Origin of the sequence: Pseudobutyrivibrio sp. AR14, from assembly GCF_900101325.1 — a bacterium.
In the GTDB taxonomy this organism is placed as follows: domain Bacteria; phylum Bacillota; class Clostridia; order Lachnospirales; family Lachnospiraceae; genus Pseudobutyrivibrio.
In genome coordinates this window covers 167,340-184,249 of sequence record NZ_FMUY01000004.1, presented here as the reverse complement: position 1 = coordinate 184,249, position 16,910 = coordinate 167,340, and the positions used below count along the sequence as shown (strand labels likewise).

Here is a 16,910-nt window from a genome sequence, read left to right as displayed (position 1 = left end):
ACAAGCCTTTGATACTTTTTTTTACGTTATGATATAATTAAATTGCGAAAAATGAGTATTCAAAAGGAAGGATATAAATGGATTTATTCGATTACATGAGGCAGGAAGCTAAGAAAAAGGAGTCACCTCTTGCAGCGCGTCTTCGACCTACCACTTTAGATGAGGTAGTAGGACAGCAGCACATCATTGGCAAGGACAAGCTCCTCTACAGAGCCATCAAGGCTGACAAGCTTTCTTCTATTATATTTTATGGTCCACCAGGGACCGGCAAGACCACTCTTGCCCAGGTGATTGCCCATACTACTTCAGCGGAGTTTACATCCATCAACGCAACCACTTCTGGTAAGAAGGATATGGAGGCAGTTGTTGAGGGAGCTAAGCAGACACTTGGTGCCTATGGTAAAAAGACAATCCTATTTATAGACGAGATTCATAGATTCAATAAGGGACAGCAGGATTATCTACTTCCATTTGTGGAGGATGGCACCATTATTTTAATAGGAGCCACCACTGAGAATCCTTACTTCGAGGTCAACGGAGCGCTTCTTTCCCGCTCTATCATCTTTGAGCTGAAGCCACTTGATACAGAGGATATTAAGACACTTATCAATAGGGCTTTGACAGATGAGGAAAAGGGACTGGGCAGCTATGGAGCAGTTATCGATGATGACGCCCTAGAGTTTTTAGCTGATATAGCTAATGGCGATGCCAGAGCGGCACTTACAGCTATTGAGCTGGGTGTGTTGACCACAGACAGGGACGAATCCGACGGCAAGATCCATATTACTATCGATGTTGCCAGCGAATGTATCCAGCGCCGTGTTATTAAATACGACAAGGATGGCGATAATCATTATGACACCATCTCTGCTTTTATTAAGAGTATGAGAGGTTCTGACCCAGATGCGGCAGTTTACTATCTGGCTAGGATGCTATATGCAGGCGAGGATCCTAAATTCATCGCAAGGCGTATTTGCATCTGCGCATCAGAGGATGTGGGCAATGCTGATCCACAGGCTTTAGTTGTTGCTACTTCAGCATTTTTAGCTGTTGAGCGAATTGGAATGCCTGAATCTAGAATTATTTTATCTCATGCAGCTACCTATGTAGCATGTGCGCCAAAATCCAATTCAGCCTACGGAGCTATCGATTTGGCCATGCAGGAGGTACGAAATAATACCACGCGACAGATTCCAACACACCTGCAGGATGCCCACTATAAATCAGCAAGTAAGTTGGGCCATGGCATAGGTTATGAATATGCCCACGATTTCCCAAATCATTTTTCTCATCAGAGATACCTGCCTGATGGGCTGGAGATAGGTGATTTCTATCGACCAGGAGAGTTGGGATATGAAAAGGTTATCAATGAGTATCTTAATAAGATACGCTCAGATAAATAAGCAATAAGGAAGGAAACCCCAAAATGAAAAAGTACAGTGAAATGTCACTAGAGGAACTAAATTCAGAGAAGGAGCAGCTCACTGCCCAGTATAAAAAATGGCAGTCAAAAGGCCTCAAGCTTGATATGAGCCGCGGTAAGCCATCAGTTGAGCAGCTTGATCTTTCTATGCCACTTTTCGATATTCTCGATGGTAAGTCACTTATGAAGTGCATGAACGGAGTAGAGACTAGAAACTACGGCCAGTTGGAGGGTATTGTTGAGGCTCAGCATCTTTTTGCAGAGATTATGGATTGCCAGCCAGAGCAGGTTATCGTAGGCGGCAACTCTTCACTTAACATGATGTTTGATGCAGTATCACGTGGTTACATGTTTGGTTTCGATGGTTGCACACCATGGTGCAAGCTTGACCGTGTGAAGTGGCTTTGCCCAGTTCCTGGTTACGACAGACATTTTGCTATTACACAGCATTTTGGTTTTGAAATGATTAACATCCCTATGAATGAGGATGGTCCAGATATGGATGTTGTAGAGGGACTTGTTGCAGCAGATGATACAATCAAGGGTATGTGGTGTGTGCCTAAGTACTCTAATCCACAGGGTATTGTATATTCTGATGAGGTTGTTCGCAGAATTGCTAACCTCAAGCCAGCAGCTAAGGACTTTAGAGTATTCTGGGATAACGCATATGCGGTACATCATTTATACAAAGAGAAGAGCAAGATCTTAAACATTCTCCACGAGTGTGAGGAAGCAGACAATCCAAATCTTGTATTTGAGTTTGCTTCTACATCAAAGATTACATTTGCAGGTGGCGGTATTGCTGCAATCGCATGTAACCACAAGAACCGTGAGGAGATCAAGAAGACACTTACAGTTCAGACAATCGGCTTCGACAAGATTAACATGCTCCGTCATGCTAGATATTTTGCAGATGTTGAGTCTGTTTCAAAGCACATGGAAAAGCATGCTAAAATTTTACGTCCTAAGTTTGAGCTTGTTATCAAGACAATGGAGAGAGACCTTGCAGAGGCAGGATGTGGTTCTTGGATTTCACCAAAGGGTGGTTACTTCATCACATTTGATGCTCCAAAGGGCACAGCTACTCGTATCGTAGATTTGGCAGCAGAGGCAGGTGTTAAGCTTACACCAGCAGGCGCTCCATTCCCATATCACATGGATCCTAACGATTCAGTTATCCGTTTTGCTCCATCTCTTCCACCAATCGAAGAGCTTGAGCAGGCTGCTGAGGTATTTACAGTATGTGCACGTATTGCATATCTTGAAAAGCTTATTCACGCAAAAGCAGAGTAGGATGATAATCTGCTAGCAGGACAATTAATTAAAATATTATTAAAAATGCACCTTAGGGGTGAGCATATTATAAAGAGCTATGACAGTTGTCGTGGCTCTTTATTTGTTTGTTTAAAGCCAATATTGTTAAAAATATTTATGTAAAATTATTTTAATAAATTATTAATAAAGTCTTAACTATATTGCAAAAAGATGTGTAGTATGGGACAATATCCACGTCGCGACAAAAGTGTGTATAATATGTTTCTTATGGCAACAATAAGAAAGAGAGGATTTTTACATGAATAGAAGAAAAGTTATTGCATTATCACTTACATTGGCATTTTCTGCGGGAATATTACTTACATCTCATACAACAGTAGAGGCCAGAGGTCATAGACATTGCCATCATCGTCATAATACAACTGTTGAGCAGAATGTTGATGAGCAGACAGACGCAACTTCAGATGAGGCAACAGCTTCAATTATGGATAAATGCAAGGGTTATACAGCATTCGAAGAAGTATCTAATGTGGATGACCAGCAATTCTTATTGCTAGTTGAGACTAAGACCGGTGGTATTAACTTATACCAGGAAAAAGATATAATCGAGACAGAAAAGATTGATGCTCAGGAATTAGCTGATGGTGACGCATATTATGATACTAGAATCAAAAATCCTGAAGATATGGAATTAATTTATTCTTCTGATGGAAATGAAGATATCAGTGCAGTCCACATGGGCGGTGAGTTCGGTGCCTTCCAGTGTGTAGGTGATAGATTAAAGGATGCAAGATATGAGGGTCTTTCTTATGATGAGACTATTAAGCAGGGACCTGAGCTCGACCAGAACAAGCAGTATGTTAACTTCTTATATACTGATTTCATCAATGGTGCATTGAGAGGAAACATTGAAAGCACAACTTCTGCAACAGAAGTATTCTATGAAACTGGTGATATGTTCCAGGGCGGTGGATATGACTACTATGCAGAGTACGGTGAAAATGATGGTACTGATGCTGAGTATACACTTGTTTATGATATTGTTATCAACGATGATAAGACTATCAATTTTACAATCGGAGCATATAACGAGGATAACGATTTTGCAGCTGATGTAACATATCATTTAATTGCAGAGGATGGAGGAGCTTATTCTGTCCTTAACTAATCAAAAAAAACATATCTAAAAAAGTACGAGCTACGTCCTAGAACGTAGCTCTTTTTGTTGAAGTTTATTTTGGACCACTAACCCCGTCCCCTAGGGCCATTTTGGGTTAGATTATGTAGTACCATTCATCGCTTTGAACAACTTCTTCTGTTTTTAGCTCATTGTTGTTGGTACGGTATTCCATTTCCAGGTTCTTCATGCTGACAACAGTGTTTGCCCCAATTGATCTAGTGATAAATGTGTTGCCGCCGATTACGGTGTTTTCACCGATAACAGTATCTCCACCTAGAATAGAAGCACCTGCGTAGATTGTTACGTTGTCGCAGATAGTAGGGTGTCTTTTTTTGCCCGAAAGCTTTTGGCCGCCTCTTGTGGAGAGGGCGCCGATTGTGACTCCCTGATATACCTTCACATTTTTACCAATCACAGCAGTTTCTCCAATTACAATTCCTGTTCCATGGTCAATGAAAAAGAACTTGTCGATGGTAGCTCCTGGATGAATATCGATACCTGTCTGAGAATGGGCATATTCAGTCATCAAACGAGGAAGAACGGGAACCTGAAGCTTGTATAGCTCATGGGCTATTCTGTACACCGTAGTGGCAAATAGACCAGGATAAGCAAGGATGATTTCTTCAAAACATCCTGCAGCAGGATCTCCGTCGAAAGCGGCTAGCACATCAGTCTCGATAAACTCTCTGACCTTTGGAATCTGGGAGAAGAATTCTTTACAGATTCTGTAGCTTTCCTCAGCACGGCTTTCCTCTGTCAATGTACCTCGTTTTTTACAGAAATCAAGAGCAAGTGTAACCTGCTTGTTCAGGTGATAAAAAATATCTTCAATTGTAATTGCAAAGCTATTATTTGGATTATATATCTTGTAAGTACGGTCTCTAAAGTATCCTGGATAGATAATCCTAAGCAAATTCTCAACTAAAATCGTAACTTCAGCCTTATCAGGCTTGTTGAAGATATTAACTGCGTCGATAGTTTTATCTCCATCAAAATCTGAAATGACAGTATCAACGATGTTCTCGATTTCAGCTTCTACTATAATCCCGTTCATATTAACCTCACTTGTTATGCAAATGTTTTCAGTGCTTTAACTAGTGCATCAATATCGTCTGGCGAATTGTAAATCGCAAGAGTAGGTCTGACTACACTTTCATATCCAAAGTGTCTCAAAACTGGCTGAGCACAGTGGTGGCCTGTTCTAACTGCAATGCCATAAGCATCAAGACGTTTACCAACTTCTTCATCTGAGTATCCATCAAGCTTAAAGGCTAGAGCAGATGCTTTGTTTAAAGCTGTGCCAACTAGTGTGATTCCCTTTACTGACTTCATTTCTTTGAGGGCATATTGAAGCAATTCATGCTCCCATCTAAACACGCATGGCATGCCGATTTCTGAAAGGTATGTAAGAGCTGCACCTAAGCCAACAGCATCTGCGATACTTCCTGTTCCTGCCTCAAATTTATTAGGAATAGCATTGTATATAGTACGTTCAAAAGTAACGTCAGCGATCATATTGCCGCCGCCGTGATATGGTCTTGCACTTTCAAGGAGTTCTTTTTTACCATATACAACGCCAATACCTGTTGGAGCAAAAATCTTGTGGCCGGAGAATACAAAGAAATCTGTATCTAAGGCTGTTACATTAACAGGAATATGAGCTATAGACTGTGCACCATCAACGAGAATTCTAACTCCGTGACGGTGAGCGATAGCTACAAGTTCCTCAACAGGAGTAACAGTTCCAAGTACGTTAGAAACGTGGGTAACTGCTACGAATTTTGTTCTCTTAGTAAAGAGCTTTTCATATTCATGCAAAATCAGCTGGCCTGTCTCATCACAAGGAATTACCTTGATTACAGCACCTGTTTCCTGGGCGATAAGTTGCCATGGAACGATATTTGCGTGATGCTCTAAGATAGATACGATAATCTCATCACCTGGCTCCAAAGTAGGCTTAACATAGGCGTTTGCAACAAGGTTGATGGCCTCTGTTGTACCTCTTACAAATACAATCTCTTCTGAGCTTGATGCGCCAATAAAGTCGCGGACAATATTTCTTGCATTTTCATAAGCGTCAGTAGAGCGTGCAGCCAAGGTATGGGCGCCTCTATGAACATTTGAATTTTCATGCTCATAGTAGTAAGACAAACGGTCGATTACGGCCTTTGGTCTCTGAGTTGTGGCACCATTATCAAGCCAAACTAGTGGATTTCCATTTATCTTTTCTGAAAGGATAGGGAAATCGCTTCTAATCTGTGCAAGTGTTTTTGAGCCAATTCTAATAGACTCATCTCTAGATGAATAAGGCAACTCAATATTGCTTTGATTTGTGACTCTGTCACCACCAAGAGATGTAGGAGCATCGATTTTTCTTTCATTTTCCTGAGCCTGTGTTTTAGATAAAACTACAGGTGAATATGAAACTGATGCAGGATTCTCATTTGGCAAATCTTTTTCATCAGGTAAAAATTCAGAGTATGGATTTTCAGCTACCTGAACAGAGTTTAACCAAGGCTCAGAAGATGCTCCACCGTAAGCAAAAGGATGCTCCCAGTCAAATTCGGAAGAAGCGTAGTTTACATTATCACCTTGAGGGATGCTGCTTACCACCTCACTGCCTCCAGCAGCATTTGTTACGGCATCTGGAGTATCAAGTGTAGTTGGAGCAGAAGGGACAGCTGTAATAGATGCAGCTGTGTCTCCAACTAAGTCTGGAAAAAGCTCATTTGCTAAAAGAGTCAGCTCCTTAGCGCTGGGAATTCCAGCCAAATTCTCAATCGTAGTCATAGTACTCACCTACCTCTACATCCTCTAAAACAGCAATAGCATCATCAGCTAAAATTGCAGCAGAGCAGTATAGAGAGAGAAGATAAGAAGCAACTCCTTTATCATCAATTCCTCTAAATCTTACAGAAAGACCTCTTGAGTGCTCGTTCTTTAAACCAGCCTGGAAAAGACCGATTACACCGCGCTTTGCCTCACCAGTTCTGATAAGTAAGATATTTGTCTTTCCACCTTCAGACTGTGGATTCTTTAATCCGTCTACAAGTAACTTGTCTGTAGGAATGATTGGGATTCCTCTCCAAGCTAAGAAAGTGCCTCCTGCAATGTTAACAGTAACAGGTGGAACGCCTCTCTTTGTACATTCTCTCTCGAATGCAGCGATTGCACGAGGGTGAGCCAAGAAGAATGAAGGCTCTTTCCAAACCTTTGAAATAAGCTCATCTAAATCGTCTGGAGTAGGTGCGCCGTTTCTTGTCTGGATTCTCTGTGAATCAGCGATATTCTTAAGAAGACCATAGTCATCATTGTTGATGAGCTGGCTTTCCTGTCTCTCGCGTAATGATTCAATTGCAAGGCCAAGCTGTTCCTGAACCTGATCATAAGGAGCGCTGTAAACATCCTCGATTGCAGTGTTGACATTGATGATTGTAGAAATAGAGTTGAGTCTGTATTCTCTTGGCTCAGTCTCGTACTCTACATAACCATCAGGGATGATGTCGGACTTCTTAGTCTGGCTGCAAAGTACATCGAGAGGTGTCTCCCCCTCTACAACCTTGTTTACTCTAAAAATTCCTGTCTCAAGTCCCTTGAACTCAAGAAGCTTTGTGAGCCACTTTGGTGTGAGAGCACCGTACTGTGGCTTTGTCTTTGTGACATTGGCAAGGTTATATGCGGCTTTTGCGCCAAGTGCATTAATGCCTTCCTTTGTCTCAACATTTTCCTTTGACATTTTGTTATCCTCCTTTGAATGTTTTGCATATATAAAGTCTTATGACTATATGCCTTTTTTACAGCCAAGCTCCCTCATGTGAGAACATAATATCCTTAAGGGAATCAATACCTCCTTTTAGGTTGTACATTGGTCCATCATAGCCTGCCTCACGAAGAGTGTTGATGGCTAGGATACTGCGCTTGCCCTCCTTGCATAGGAAGACAGTTGGGATTTCCGGGTTAAGTTCTCCCTTTCTGCGAGCAAGCTGACCAATTGGGATTACTACCGCATTAGGGAAGCGGAGAATTGCTCGCTCGTGAGGTTCTCTAACATCTACGATGGTAAGAGCCTCGTCGTTTTCTATCTTGCTTGCGAATTCTTCAGCTGTGAATCCTTCAACTGGGATTTCTTCCTCAGCTTCTTTTAATCCGCAGAAATCGTCATAATCAAAATTTTCCACCTTGATAATGGATGGATTATCGCCGCAAATTGGGCACTTATGGCTTTTGTTTACGGTGAGCAGGTTAGAGCGAAGGTAGAGGCTATCTACTGTAAGTAGCTTGCCTGAAAGATTCTCACCGATACCTATAATTAGCTTTAGAGCCTCGTTGGCCTGAATGCTGCCTACAATTCCAGGAAGTGGGCTGATGGCGCCACCTTCTGAGCATGTAGGAACAAGTCCTGCTGGTGGTGGAGCTGGAAATACGCATCGATAGCATGGACCGCCATTTAAATTAAATATGCCCACCTGGCCCTCGTACTGATAAATGGCTCCGAATACAAGTGGGATGCCAATGAGAGCGCAGGCATCATTTATCAAATATCTAGCCTTGTAGTTGTCAGTACAATCGATTACAAGATCGTAACCGTCGATTATTTCTACTATATTGTCCGCATCTAATTTCACATTTTCAGGTTCAAAGACAATGTTTTTATTAATGTTTTTAACCTTGTCTCTAGCAGATGCTACCTTTGGTCGTTTTAAATCGCGAGAAGAGTGGAGCACCTGATTCTGCAAATTATCAAGGGCAACCACATCGAAATCTACTACCTTTATAGTGCCAACCCCTGCAGCAGCTAAGTACTGGATGACTGGAGAGCCAAGGGCACCTGCGCCAATAATTACCACCTTTGCTGCCTTTATTCTCTTTTGGCCCTTAACACCGATGTCTCTAAGCATCAAGTGCTTCCCGAAGCGCTCAACTTCTGAATCGTCAAAGGAAACTGCCTTTGCTCGCTCGTCAGATATAATGCTATTTTTAGGGCTGCCACCAGCAATAGCAGGAAGCAGATAGACATCTCGACCTGGTATTAATGCATCGCTCCAAGTAGACTCATCTGATTTATTTATGTCCCCTACATATATTTGAATAAAGCTCCGAAGATGCTTGTCCTCATCGAATAGTATTTCCTTAGAATCTGGGTATTCATCTGTAAGCCAGTCAAGTATTCCTCGGATATTCTCAGCGGGGATATCGAATTTATGATTTTTTCCAAAGAATCCTCGCAATGTTGCTGATATATATACGCTCATTTCTCCACTCCTTATTTCACGTTTATTTCCAATTCTTCTATGCCTTCCCAGATATTCTGGCGAAAATAAGCTTTTATCTGCTTGGTGCCATCACTGGCAACAGAGGTGATACAGTAGTTAAGTTTGGGAATCATATAGGTTTTATCTTCCTCAGATAAAATAGCTGCAGCATCAGGATGAGAATGGAAGAATCCAATAACATCTAGATGGTGGTGCTGGGCCCATTTTTCTATCATCAGATAGTCCAGTGAGTCGATTCTGAAACTGTCAGTTTCCCCTACCAAATTCGGTAGATTACACACATCGTTTACTTGATTTAAGTCACTGTTGCCAAGCAATACACCGCAGGCCTCATTTGGATACTGAGCCTCAGAGATTGATGTCAGCTTAAAGAATGCTTCTTTATTAATCTGCAACATAAATCACCTCCCCATACCTATTAACTACTAAACCAGTAGGTTAGTAGGATAATATCAAAAACCACCAAAATTCACAATATGTCTAGTTCCACAGAAATCCTATAGCTGACTATCAATAATTTTGATAACAGATGAGACAGGATTTTTTATGGGAAAAATAGTAGTGAAAAAACAACAAAAAATGTACAAAGAACGCGGAAAATGCTACACTTAGGTTGTTGTTTAAAGCAAAAGGATATGTGGAGGAAATGAAATGAAAATCGGTTTTATTGGAACTGGAAACATGGGCAGTGCAATGATGGGCGGTATGGTTTCATCGGGAATCGTGGCTGCATCTAATGTTATGGCTAGCGATATTTTCCAGGCTGCACTTGATAGAATTAGCGACCAGTTAAATATTGCAACAAGCACTAATAATCGTGATGTTGTAGATTTTGCAGATATTGTATTCTTGGCTGTTAAGCCTCAGTACTTAGCTGGAGCTATTGACGGAATCAAGGATATGGATTTTACAGATAAGATTGTTGTCAGCATTGCAGCAGGTCAGTCTATTGAAAAGCTTACTGAGCTTTTTGGCAAGCAGCTCAAGCTCATCCGTGTTATGCCAAATACTCCAGCACTTGTTGGAGAGGCTATGAGTGCACTTAGTCCTAACGAGCTTGTTTCAGAGGATGAGGCTGACATCGTGCTTCATTTATTTGAGTCATTTGGTAAGGCCGAGATCGTCCCTGAGAAATTGCAGGATGCTGTAGTTGGTATCAGCGGTTCTTCTCCAGCTTATGTATATATGTTTATTGAGGCACTTGCAGACGGAGCAGTTGCAGAGGGCATGCCACGAGCACAGGCATACAAGTTTGCAGCCCAGGCTGTACTTGGCTCAGCCAAGATGGTTCTTGAGACAGGGGAGCACCCTGGCGTACTTAAGGATGCTGTATGCTCACCAGGTGGCACTACAATCGAGGCAGTTGCTACACTTGAGGCTCTTGGATTCAGAAATGCAGTTATTGAAGCAGAGCGCGTTTGCGTTGAGAAGTCTAGAGATTTGTAGGATTGGCGGGCCTGTAGCGTTGGCAGGTTTCTAGGATTAGCTGCTTTGGATGGCTTCTAGGCTTAAATATTGATTAATAAATAATTGGATCTCTCCATGCGGGATAAGTAATTATATCCCGTGTGGGGAGATTTTTTTGTTTATTTCAGTGGCGAATCTGAGGTCGGCTACTGCCTGGATAGGGAAAATGGAAATAAGCAGTAGCGATTTTGGAGAATGCTACTGCCTAGATGAGAAAAATGAGAATAAGCAGTAGCGATTTTGGAGAATGTTACTGCCTAGATGAGAAAAATGAGAATAAGCAGTAGCGATTTTGGAGAATGTTACTGCCTAGATGAGAAAAATGGAAATAAGCAGTAGCGATTTTGAAAAAGGGTACTGCCTAGATGAGAAAAACGGAAATAAGCAGTAGCAATTTTGAAAAAGGGTACTGCCTAGATGAGAAAAATAGAAATAAGCAGTAGTAAATCAAAAGAAGGCTACAGCCTAAAATCGAAAAATAAATATAGGCAGTAAAAATTTTAAAATTTCATGTTGACATACTTCAGCTATCGTAGTATAGTACTGCGATAGATAGAGTACTACGGCAGACGTAGTACGACACTAATAGTATGACAGACATAGTAATATAGCGGAGGAAATATTATGGATAATACAGTAAATACAGCAAATCTTGAAAAAGTAAAAAAGCCAATCTGGCAGAAGATATTAGATTTTCCATTGGTGCCTATTGTAGAGATTCTACTTTTACTTGTATTGGGAAAATACGTTGGCACATTTATTGCAAATCTTTTTAGATTTTTTGCAAATGAGCAAAACATTGATTCTGTTAGATACTTGGCAGGACAATTTGCGACAGCAGGGGTTGTTATAGTGCAGATCCTGTATATGTGGCTTGTGAAACCTCATAGACCAATGCTTAAAACACTGGGAAGAAAGATTCCTGGAAACACCATGAAGTTAGCTATTATAGGTCTTCTAGTTGGATTGCTTATGAATGGTTCTGCAATTTTGGTGGCAGCCTTACATAAGGATGTGAAGCTGCATTTTGCTGGAGGCAGCCTGCTTTTATTTATTCTGTTTTTCATAGCTGTACTTTTTCAGGCTAGCAATGAAGAGATTCTCTGCAGATGTTTTTTATATCATCGATTTAACAAGATATTTAAAAGACCAGCTGTTGCTATGTTTATTGCCTCAACACTTTTTGGATTTCTACATTTATTAAATCCGGGGGTATCACCACTTGCAATTATTAATGTAATTCTTGCTGGACTTTGGCTTGGACTTCTTATGTATTGCTTTGACAGTATTTGGATGGCAATAGCTGCACACCTTGGCTGGAATTATTCTCAAAGCATTATCTTTGGTCTACCAAATAGTGGAAATGCATCAGCTTTCTCATTATTAAAGTATGACATGGCATCAGCAACAAATAGCTTTGCATACAATGTAGACTTTGGTGTGGAAGGAACAGTGTTTGTATGCATCATGCTGCTAGTAATAGATTGTGGACTTATCGTATATGCGATAACAAAGAAAAAGCAGCCTACAGATGTGTATCTTTAAAGATTCTTTAAGAATTTATTTGGTATTGTGTTATGGAAATTGGAAATGAAAGGAATAGGAAGATGAGTAAGAAAAAATGTGTGATAGGAATAATTTTAGCAATGATTTTTTCCTTTGGAATATCTATGGTTGCATATAATTTATTCCCAGAGAATACAATTGCTCAAGTGATATTGGAAGCTATTGATGTGGCAGGTTTGCTTGGAATAATAATTGCTTTTGGTCAAAAGAGAGAATTAGGGTTTTCAGTAGGCAGTTTCATTGAGGGCATTAAGTTAAATGCTTATGTGCTTGCCTATGCGGTTCCATTTTTTATCTATCATCTTGTTGATTGGTTGCTTGGAAATGGAGGCCCAGATTTTTATGCAAATACCATTGGTTCCGCGTTAATTCTTTTTCTTACAGCTGGAATGCGCGAGGAATTACTATTTAGAGGAATTGCTTTTAATTTCATTAAAGCTACAGGTGAACTTAGTCGTCCGATGGTTATTAAAGCTTCAGTTATTTCAGCACTCCTTTTTGGAATTTTGCATTTTTCAAATTATTTCTTTGGACAGGATTTGCTTTCAACATTATGTCAGGTGGTATATGCAAGTGCCATTGGAATATTCTTTGCAGCGGTTTATTTTAGGACAAAAAATATTTGGGCCAATATAGCAGTTCACTTTTTCTTTGATTTTGCCCATGTAAATATGGAGGAAGTTCTAGGGGTAAAAGGTAATTTAGTAGGTGAATCCATGTCTACTTTAATTTATTCAATTGTAACTATTGCAGTAGCTTTCTATCTTATGAGAGAAAAGAAATTACAGCCAGTGCTTCAGGGGTAAGAATCAACAGTAATTTAAATGACAGGGAGGATCTTTTCAAATGGTAAATGGAGATATATTTTATTTCTCTTGGGAGCTTGATTTTCTTCATTGGTTGCAGGGGATTCATAATCCCATACTGGATAAAATAATGATTACTGCAACAAATCTGGAAGATTATGTTCTAATATTGCTGTTAATTTTTATAGGATTAACAGTTTTTCCCAGGAGCAGAAAAATAGGTGGGACACTTTTAGTGGCAACAATTGTTTGTTTTTTAATAGTAAACGTTGGAATGAAACCATTTATAACAAGATGCAGGCCATGCTGGCTTGAGCCCAGCGTAAAGCTACTTGTAAATGCACCTCATAGTTTTTCATTCCCATCGGGACATACAAATGCCTTTTTTGCCATGGCAACAGCAGTATTTTTAAGGAATAAGAAAATCGGAATTCCATGCCTTGCAGTAGCATCCCTTGTGGCTTTTAGTAGATTATATTTATTTGTTCATTGGCCAACAGATGTATTCGGTGGAATTGTTACAGGAATTGTTAGTGCAATAATTGGATATATGGCCATCGAAGCATTAAGTAAATTGTTTGGGAGAATAAAGAAAAGAATTAAGGAGAAAAAATATGAAAACAAGTTTGAGATTAATTAAGTATTTAGGAGCAATTGTTTTATCATTTATTTTAATGACTTTTATACCGAGTTTGGTACTTTCATATATAAATTTTACTAATTATTATGTTATGGTAAGCGTTTATTTATTAGTAATTATCGGGATTCTTGCTGTAACAGTAATTGTATGTGGTGAGAAAAAAGTATTTGCATTTTCACTTAAAAGTTTCAAAGATACCTTTGTAATTGGTGGTGTTATGACTGCTATTACAGCTTTTTATTTGGTGACAAATATCTATACGGCAATTAAAGAGTATGGCACACCACTTATGGATGGTAAGACTATAGTGTTATTTCTATTATTAAATTTTCTGGGAGCTGGTATCAGAGAAGAGCTTCTTACCAGAGGCGTATGGCTTACATTCTTTAGAAAAGCTTTTGGTAACAGCAAGGCATCATATATACTGGCAATGTCTTTATCTTCGATTCTTTTTGGTGCTATTCATATTACAAATCTTGATGGAGCAGTTGACCCTACACCAATTTACGGCCAGATAATTTACGCAATTGGAATTGGATTTTTCCTTGCAGCTCTTTATCTAAGAACAGGAAATCTCTGGGGCAACATGGTACTTCACTTCCTTTTTGATATTAGCCTTATGGTTAAGCCTATGATTTACGGAAATAGAAGTGATATGGATGTACTCATCGGAGAGTGGCTTGGCTCAGGAATAATCCTTAAGTCAATTCTTATTTCGGTGGTGTCAGTTGTTATTGGTCTTTACCTTATTAGAGGTGACAAATTCAAGGAAATCGCTGAGGTAGAATAAGTATGAAAAAATTTTTAAAATATACACGCAGATTTTTTATAGTTTCACTTTGCTTGATAATTGTTTTACTAGTAACTACATCGATTGTATATAGAGTAAAGCTTCATAAGATAATGAACACCCTAGAACCATGTAGTTGTTTGGTTTCTGCTGGAGAATATGAGTTAAATGTTGCTAGAATTGGCAATAAAGATGGAAAACATAAAATTGTATGTTGTGCTGGATTAAATGATGGCACTATGAATATTTCTTGGCGTAACATGACAAAATATATTGAAAAAGATAATGAGCTGTTGTTTATAGACCGTGCCGGCTATGGTCTTAGTGAGGACACCAAGGAAGATAGAACCATAGATCAGATAGTAGAGGATTATCGAACTGTTCTCAAAAATCTGGGTGAGGAAGGTCCTTATATTTTGATGGGGCACTCTATTGGAGGAATGTACACATCTTACTGGCAGAGCAAGTATCCAGAGGAAGTGGAAGGGCTGATAATCATGGATGGAACCCTTTGCAATTTGGTTGGTGAAGAGGAACAAGCGGCGGCCACAAAACAGTGGAGATTTCTCTCTATAGCTGAAAAAGTTGGACTGGAACCACTAGTAATGAAAAAATTCTACTATAATAATCTTCTAGATAATGTGTCAGAAAGAGAAGCAGACTTTCATTTGTATTTGTTCTCAAAGACTACAGGGAGTCATGCAACTATATCAGAGGTCAATTTAATTTACGATAATGCCCAGACAGTATGGAATAGTCTAAAGCCTAATGATGTGCCAAAGATTTTTATAGATGCCAGCTATCAGGTTGCTAACAATGCTGATTTTGAAAAGGATTATTGGATACCATATGCTGAGAAGATGGGAAATTGCGATATTGTCCCTCTTTATGGTAGTCATTCTATTTACTTTGAAAAGCCAAAGGAATGTGGGAATATTGTTAAGAATTTTATCGCTGAGTTAGACTAAGATTTAAACTATTTATTGAAAAGAATAAAGCATCTGACTATAATGAATTCAGCAAATTAAGAGGATGAATGATTATAGATTATGGATGCAGTTAAGAGATTTATTAGAAATGAAATAGTACTTTGCGTAGCTTTTGTTTTGGCGGTGATATCAGCATTTGTGATTCACCCAGACAAAAGCTATTTTGCTTACATTGATTATAGAACCCTTAGTATTTTGCTGGCACTAATGATTACAATGGCAGGGCTTCAGAGGCTTCATGTGTTTAGACAGATAGGAGAGCTTTTGGTTGCAAAGATGAGCTCGATAAGAGGGGTTACTCTTATTCTCATTGCCCTTTGCTTTTTCTCTGCTATGTTTATTACAAATGATGTGGCCCTTCTTACATTTGTGCCATTTTCGATTGTAACCTTATCTATTTCTGGAAGAAAAGATCTCTACATAATAGTGATAGTGCTAGAGACAATAGCTGCAAACCTTGGAAGTATGCTGACTCCACTAGGCAATCCACAGAATTTATATCTGTACTCGATTGCTGGAATGAGCCTTGGGGCTTTTATAAAATTAATGCTTCCATATAGTGAGGTAGCTCTTGCAATGCTTGTGATTGCAACCGTTATCAGAGTGAAGAGCGCTCCTGTTGTTCTTACAGAAAAGAGCGTATATGAGCGTAAAGCTCGGGATAAGAAGCTAATTGCCATGTACGTATTTACGTTTTTGGTTTCTATTCTAGTGGTGGCCAGAGTGCTTGATTATCGAATTGGACTTTTAATAGTTGCGTTGCTTGCATTTATATTTGATAGGAGAGTTCTCAGAAAGCCAGACTATTCCCTTTTATTTACCTTTATCTTCTTATTTATATTTATAGGAAATATTAAGAGAATTCCTGAACTTAGTGGAGCCCTTAGTCAGCTTGTTAAGGTAAATGAGGTGGGAGTATCCATCGGACTTAGCCAGGTGATTAGCAATGTGCCTGCAGCAATTTTATGCTCTGGATTTACAGACCAGATTGACAAGCTTATCATTGGAACCAATCTTGGAGGTCTGGGAACACTTATAGCTTCTATGGCAAGCCTTATTTCATTCAAACAGTACAGCTATATTGATGGTTCAGATTCTAAAAAATACATGTTAGTGTTCACCGCTTTTAATATTATCTTTTTAGCAGTAATGTGTGCACTGTATTTATTCATGTAAAAGTTGTAAGCTGCTTTATGATTAATAAATTGGCGGCAGATAGAAATGTTAAGTATTGACTTGATTTTTTCTTGCTTAGGGAGTATTATAGTCAAGCAATTTAAAAGAGAAATTCGCCTACGGGCGAGGGACAGTTCGTTTGTACCATCCTGTCCATAAACAAAACCAGGACTAAAAAGTAATTTAGATGACTCAGTATGTTTGGGTTTATTTGAATCGATTATGATTAGTTGGTAAAGAAGGGGTGCACTCTTCTTTTTTTATTGTTTATCTTTAGTTTTCCATCCTAATCATATCCAGTTTTTTCTAGTCCTGTTTCAAGGAG

Annotated in this window: 15 protein-coding genes; 10 read left to right on the top strand and 5 right to left on the bottom strand. The window is 39.4% G+C overall.

The window, feature by feature from the left end; all coding sequences use genetic code 11:
* Nucleotides 1-77 precede the first annotated feature (77 nt).
* From BLP50_RS05270 to BLP50_RS05260, 3 genes are all read left to right on the top strand, one after another.
* Nucleotides 78-1,403 carry a replication-associated recombination protein A gene (locus tag BLP50_RS05270; RefSeq protein ID WP_090152093.1) on the top strand — a complete coding sequence of 442 codons (1,326 nt, stop codon included), beginning with the start codon at nt 78-80 and terminating at the stop codon, nt 1,401-1,403.
* 23 nt (nt 1,404-1,426) lie between these two features.
* A complete protein-coding gene (locus BLP50_RS05265) occupies nt 1,427-2,716 on the top strand; it encodes an aspartate aminotransferase type Ic (protein WP_090152090.1) in 1,290 nt (429 codons plus the stop codon).
* Between the two features lie 280 nt (nt 2,717-2,996).
* On the top strand, nt 2,997-3,866 hold the full coding sequence (locus tag BLP50_RS05260; protein WP_090152088.1) for a hypothetical protein: 870 nt from the start codon (nt 2,997-2,999) through the stop codon (nt 3,864-3,866).
* Between the two features lie 106 nt (nt 3,867-3,972).
* On the opposite strand, the gene BLP50_RS05255 is transcribed toward BLP50_RS05260, so the two are convergent.
* The 5 genes from BLP50_RS05255 to BLP50_RS05235 are packed head-to-tail and all read right to left on the bottom strand — an operon-like array spanning nt 3,973 to nt 9,549.
* The gene (locus tag BLP50_RS05255; protein WP_090152086.1) at nt 3,973-4,932 is read right to left on the bottom strand and encodes a serine O-acetyltransferase; all 960 of its coding nucleotides are present in this window, start codon (nt 4,930-4,932) and stop codon (nt 3,973-3,975) included.
* 14 nt (nt 4,933-4,946) lie between these two features.
* Complete coding sequence (locus BLP50_RS05250; protein ID WP_090152084.1) at nt 4,947-6,668, bottom strand: cysteine desulfurase; 1,722 nt, start codon at nt 6,666-6,668, stop codon at nt 4,947-4,949.
* Nucleotides 6,655-7,614: a family 2A encapsulin nanocompartment shell protein gene (locus BLP50_RS05245; RefSeq protein ID WP_090152082.1), complete on the bottom strand. Its 960-nt coding sequence runs from the start codon at nt 7,612-7,614 to the stop codon at nt 6,655-6,657. Before BLP50_RS05245 ends, BLP50_RS05250 begins: the two co-directional genes overlap by 14 nt.
* Nucleotides 7,615-7,672: 58 nt before the next feature.
* Entirely contained in the window at nt 7,673-9,130 is a 1,458-nt protein-coding gene (gene moeB, locus BLP50_RS05240; protein ID WP_090152080.1) for a molybdopterin-synthase adenylyltransferase MoeB, read from the bottom strand.
* 11 nt (nt 9,131-9,141) lie between these two features.
* On the bottom strand, nt 9,142-9,549 hold the full coding sequence (locus BLP50_RS05235; RefSeq protein ID WP_090152078.1) for a M67 family metallopeptidase: 408 nt from the start codon (nt 9,547-9,549) through the stop codon (nt 9,142-9,144).
* Nucleotides 9,550-9,802: 253 nt separating this feature from the next.
* Here BLP50_RS05235 and proC point away from each other — a divergent pair, with 253 nt between their 5' ends.
* From proC to BLP50_RS05200, 7 genes are all read left to right on the top strand, one after another.
* Nucleotides 9,803-10,597 carry a pyrroline-5-carboxylate reductase gene (proC, locus tag BLP50_RS05230; RefSeq protein ID WP_090152075.1) on the top strand — a complete coding sequence of 265 codons (795 nt, stop codon included), beginning with the start codon at nt 9,803-9,805 and terminating at the stop codon, nt 10,595-10,597.
* Between the two features lie 645 nt (nt 10,598-11,242).
* The gene (locus tag BLP50_RS05225; RefSeq protein WP_090152073.1) at nt 11,243-12,163 is read left to right on the top strand and encodes a CPBP family intramembrane glutamic endopeptidase; all 921 of its coding nucleotides are present in this window, start codon (nt 11,243-11,245) and stop codon (nt 12,161-12,163) included.
* A 62-nt stretch (nt 12,164-12,225) separates the two neighbouring features.
* The gene (locus BLP50_RS05220; RefSeq protein ID WP_163927100.1) at nt 12,226-12,990 is read left to right on the top strand and encodes a CPBP family intramembrane glutamic endopeptidase; all 765 of its coding nucleotides are present in this window, start codon (nt 12,226-12,228) and stop codon (nt 12,988-12,990) included.
* A 40-nt stretch (nt 12,991-13,030) separates the two neighbouring features.
* On the top strand, nt 13,031-13,630 hold the full coding sequence (locus BLP50_RS05215; protein ID WP_090152069.1) for a phosphatase PAP2 family protein: 600 nt from the start codon (nt 13,031-13,033) through the stop codon (nt 13,628-13,630).
* Nucleotides 13,605-14,420 carry a CPBP family intramembrane glutamic endopeptidase gene (locus BLP50_RS05210; RefSeq protein WP_090152066.1) on the top strand — a complete coding sequence of 272 codons (816 nt, stop codon included), beginning with the start codon at nt 13,605-13,607 and terminating at the stop codon, nt 14,418-14,420. The genes BLP50_RS05215 and BLP50_RS05210 overlap by 26 nt, the downstream gene beginning before the upstream one ends.
* A 2-nt stretch (nt 14,421-14,422) precedes the next feature.
* Nucleotides 14,423-15,388, top strand: a complete 966-nt coding sequence (locus tag BLP50_RS05205; RefSeq protein ID WP_090152063.1) for an alpha/beta fold hydrolase — start codon at nt 14,423-14,425, stop codon at nt 15,386-15,388.
* Nucleotides 15,389-15,469: 81 nt separating this feature from the next.
* A complete protein-coding gene (locus tag BLP50_RS05200; RefSeq protein ID WP_090152060.1) occupies nt 15,470-16,585 on the top strand; it encodes an SLC13 family permease in 1,116 nt (371 codons plus the stop codon).
* Nucleotides 16,586-16,910: the final 325 nt, after the last annotated feature.

Excerpts from the sequence above, each read along its gene's own strand:
- BLP50_RS05270 (WP_090152093.1), top strand. The coding sequence starts at position 78 with ATGGATTTATTCGATTACATGAGGCAGGAAGCTAAGAAAAAGGAGTCA.
- BLP50_RS05265 (WP_090152090.1), top strand. The coding sequence starts at position 1,427 with ATGAAAAAGTACAGTGAAATGTCACTAGAGGAACTAAATTCAGAGAAG.
- BLP50_RS05260 (WP_090152088.1), top strand. The coding sequence starts at position 2,997 with ATGAATAGAAGAAAAGTTATTGCATTATCACTTACATTGGCATTTTCT.
- BLP50_RS05255 (WP_090152086.1), bottom strand. The coding sequence starts at position 4,932 with ATGAACGGGATTATAGTAGAAGCTGAAATCGAGAACATCGTTGATACT.
- BLP50_RS05250 (WP_090152084.1), bottom strand. The coding sequence starts at position 6,668 with ATGACTACGATTGAGAATTTGGCTGGAATTCCCAGCGCTAAGGAGCTG.
- BLP50_RS05245 (WP_090152082.1), bottom strand. The coding sequence starts at position 7,614 with ATGTCAAAGGAAAATGTTGAGACAAAGGAAGGCATTAATGCACTTGGC.
- moeB (WP_090152080.1), bottom strand. The coding sequence starts at position 9,130 with ATGAGCGTATATATATCAGCAACATTGCGAGGATTCTTTGGAAAAAAT.
- BLP50_RS05235 (WP_090152078.1), bottom strand. The coding sequence starts at position 9,549 with ATGTTGCAGATTAATAAAGAAGCATTCTTTAAGCTGACATCAATCTCT.
- proC (WP_090152075.1), top strand. The coding sequence starts at position 9,803 with ATGAAAATCGGTTTTATTGGAACTGGAAACATGGGCAGTGCAATGATG.
- BLP50_RS05225 (WP_090152073.1), top strand. The coding sequence starts at position 11,243 with ATGGATAATACAGTAAATACAGCAAATCTTGAAAAAGTAAAAAAGCCA.
- BLP50_RS05220 (WP_163927100.1), top strand. The coding sequence starts at position 12,226 with ATGAGTAAGAAAAAATGTGTGATAGGAATAATTTTAGCAATGATTTTT.
- BLP50_RS05215 (WP_090152069.1), top strand. The coding sequence starts at position 13,031 with ATGGTAAATGGAGATATATTTTATTTCTCTTGGGAGCTTGATTTTCTT.
- BLP50_RS05210 (WP_090152066.1), top strand. The coding sequence starts at position 13,605 with ATGAAAACAAGTTTGAGATTAATTAAGTATTTAGGAGCAATTGTTTTA.
- BLP50_RS05205 (WP_090152063.1), top strand. The coding sequence starts at position 14,423 with ATGAAAAAATTTTTAAAATATACACGCAGATTTTTTATAGTTTCACTT.
- BLP50_RS05200 (WP_090152060.1), top strand. The coding sequence starts at position 15,470 with ATGGATGCAGTTAAGAGATTTATTAGAAATGAAATAGTACTTTGCGTA.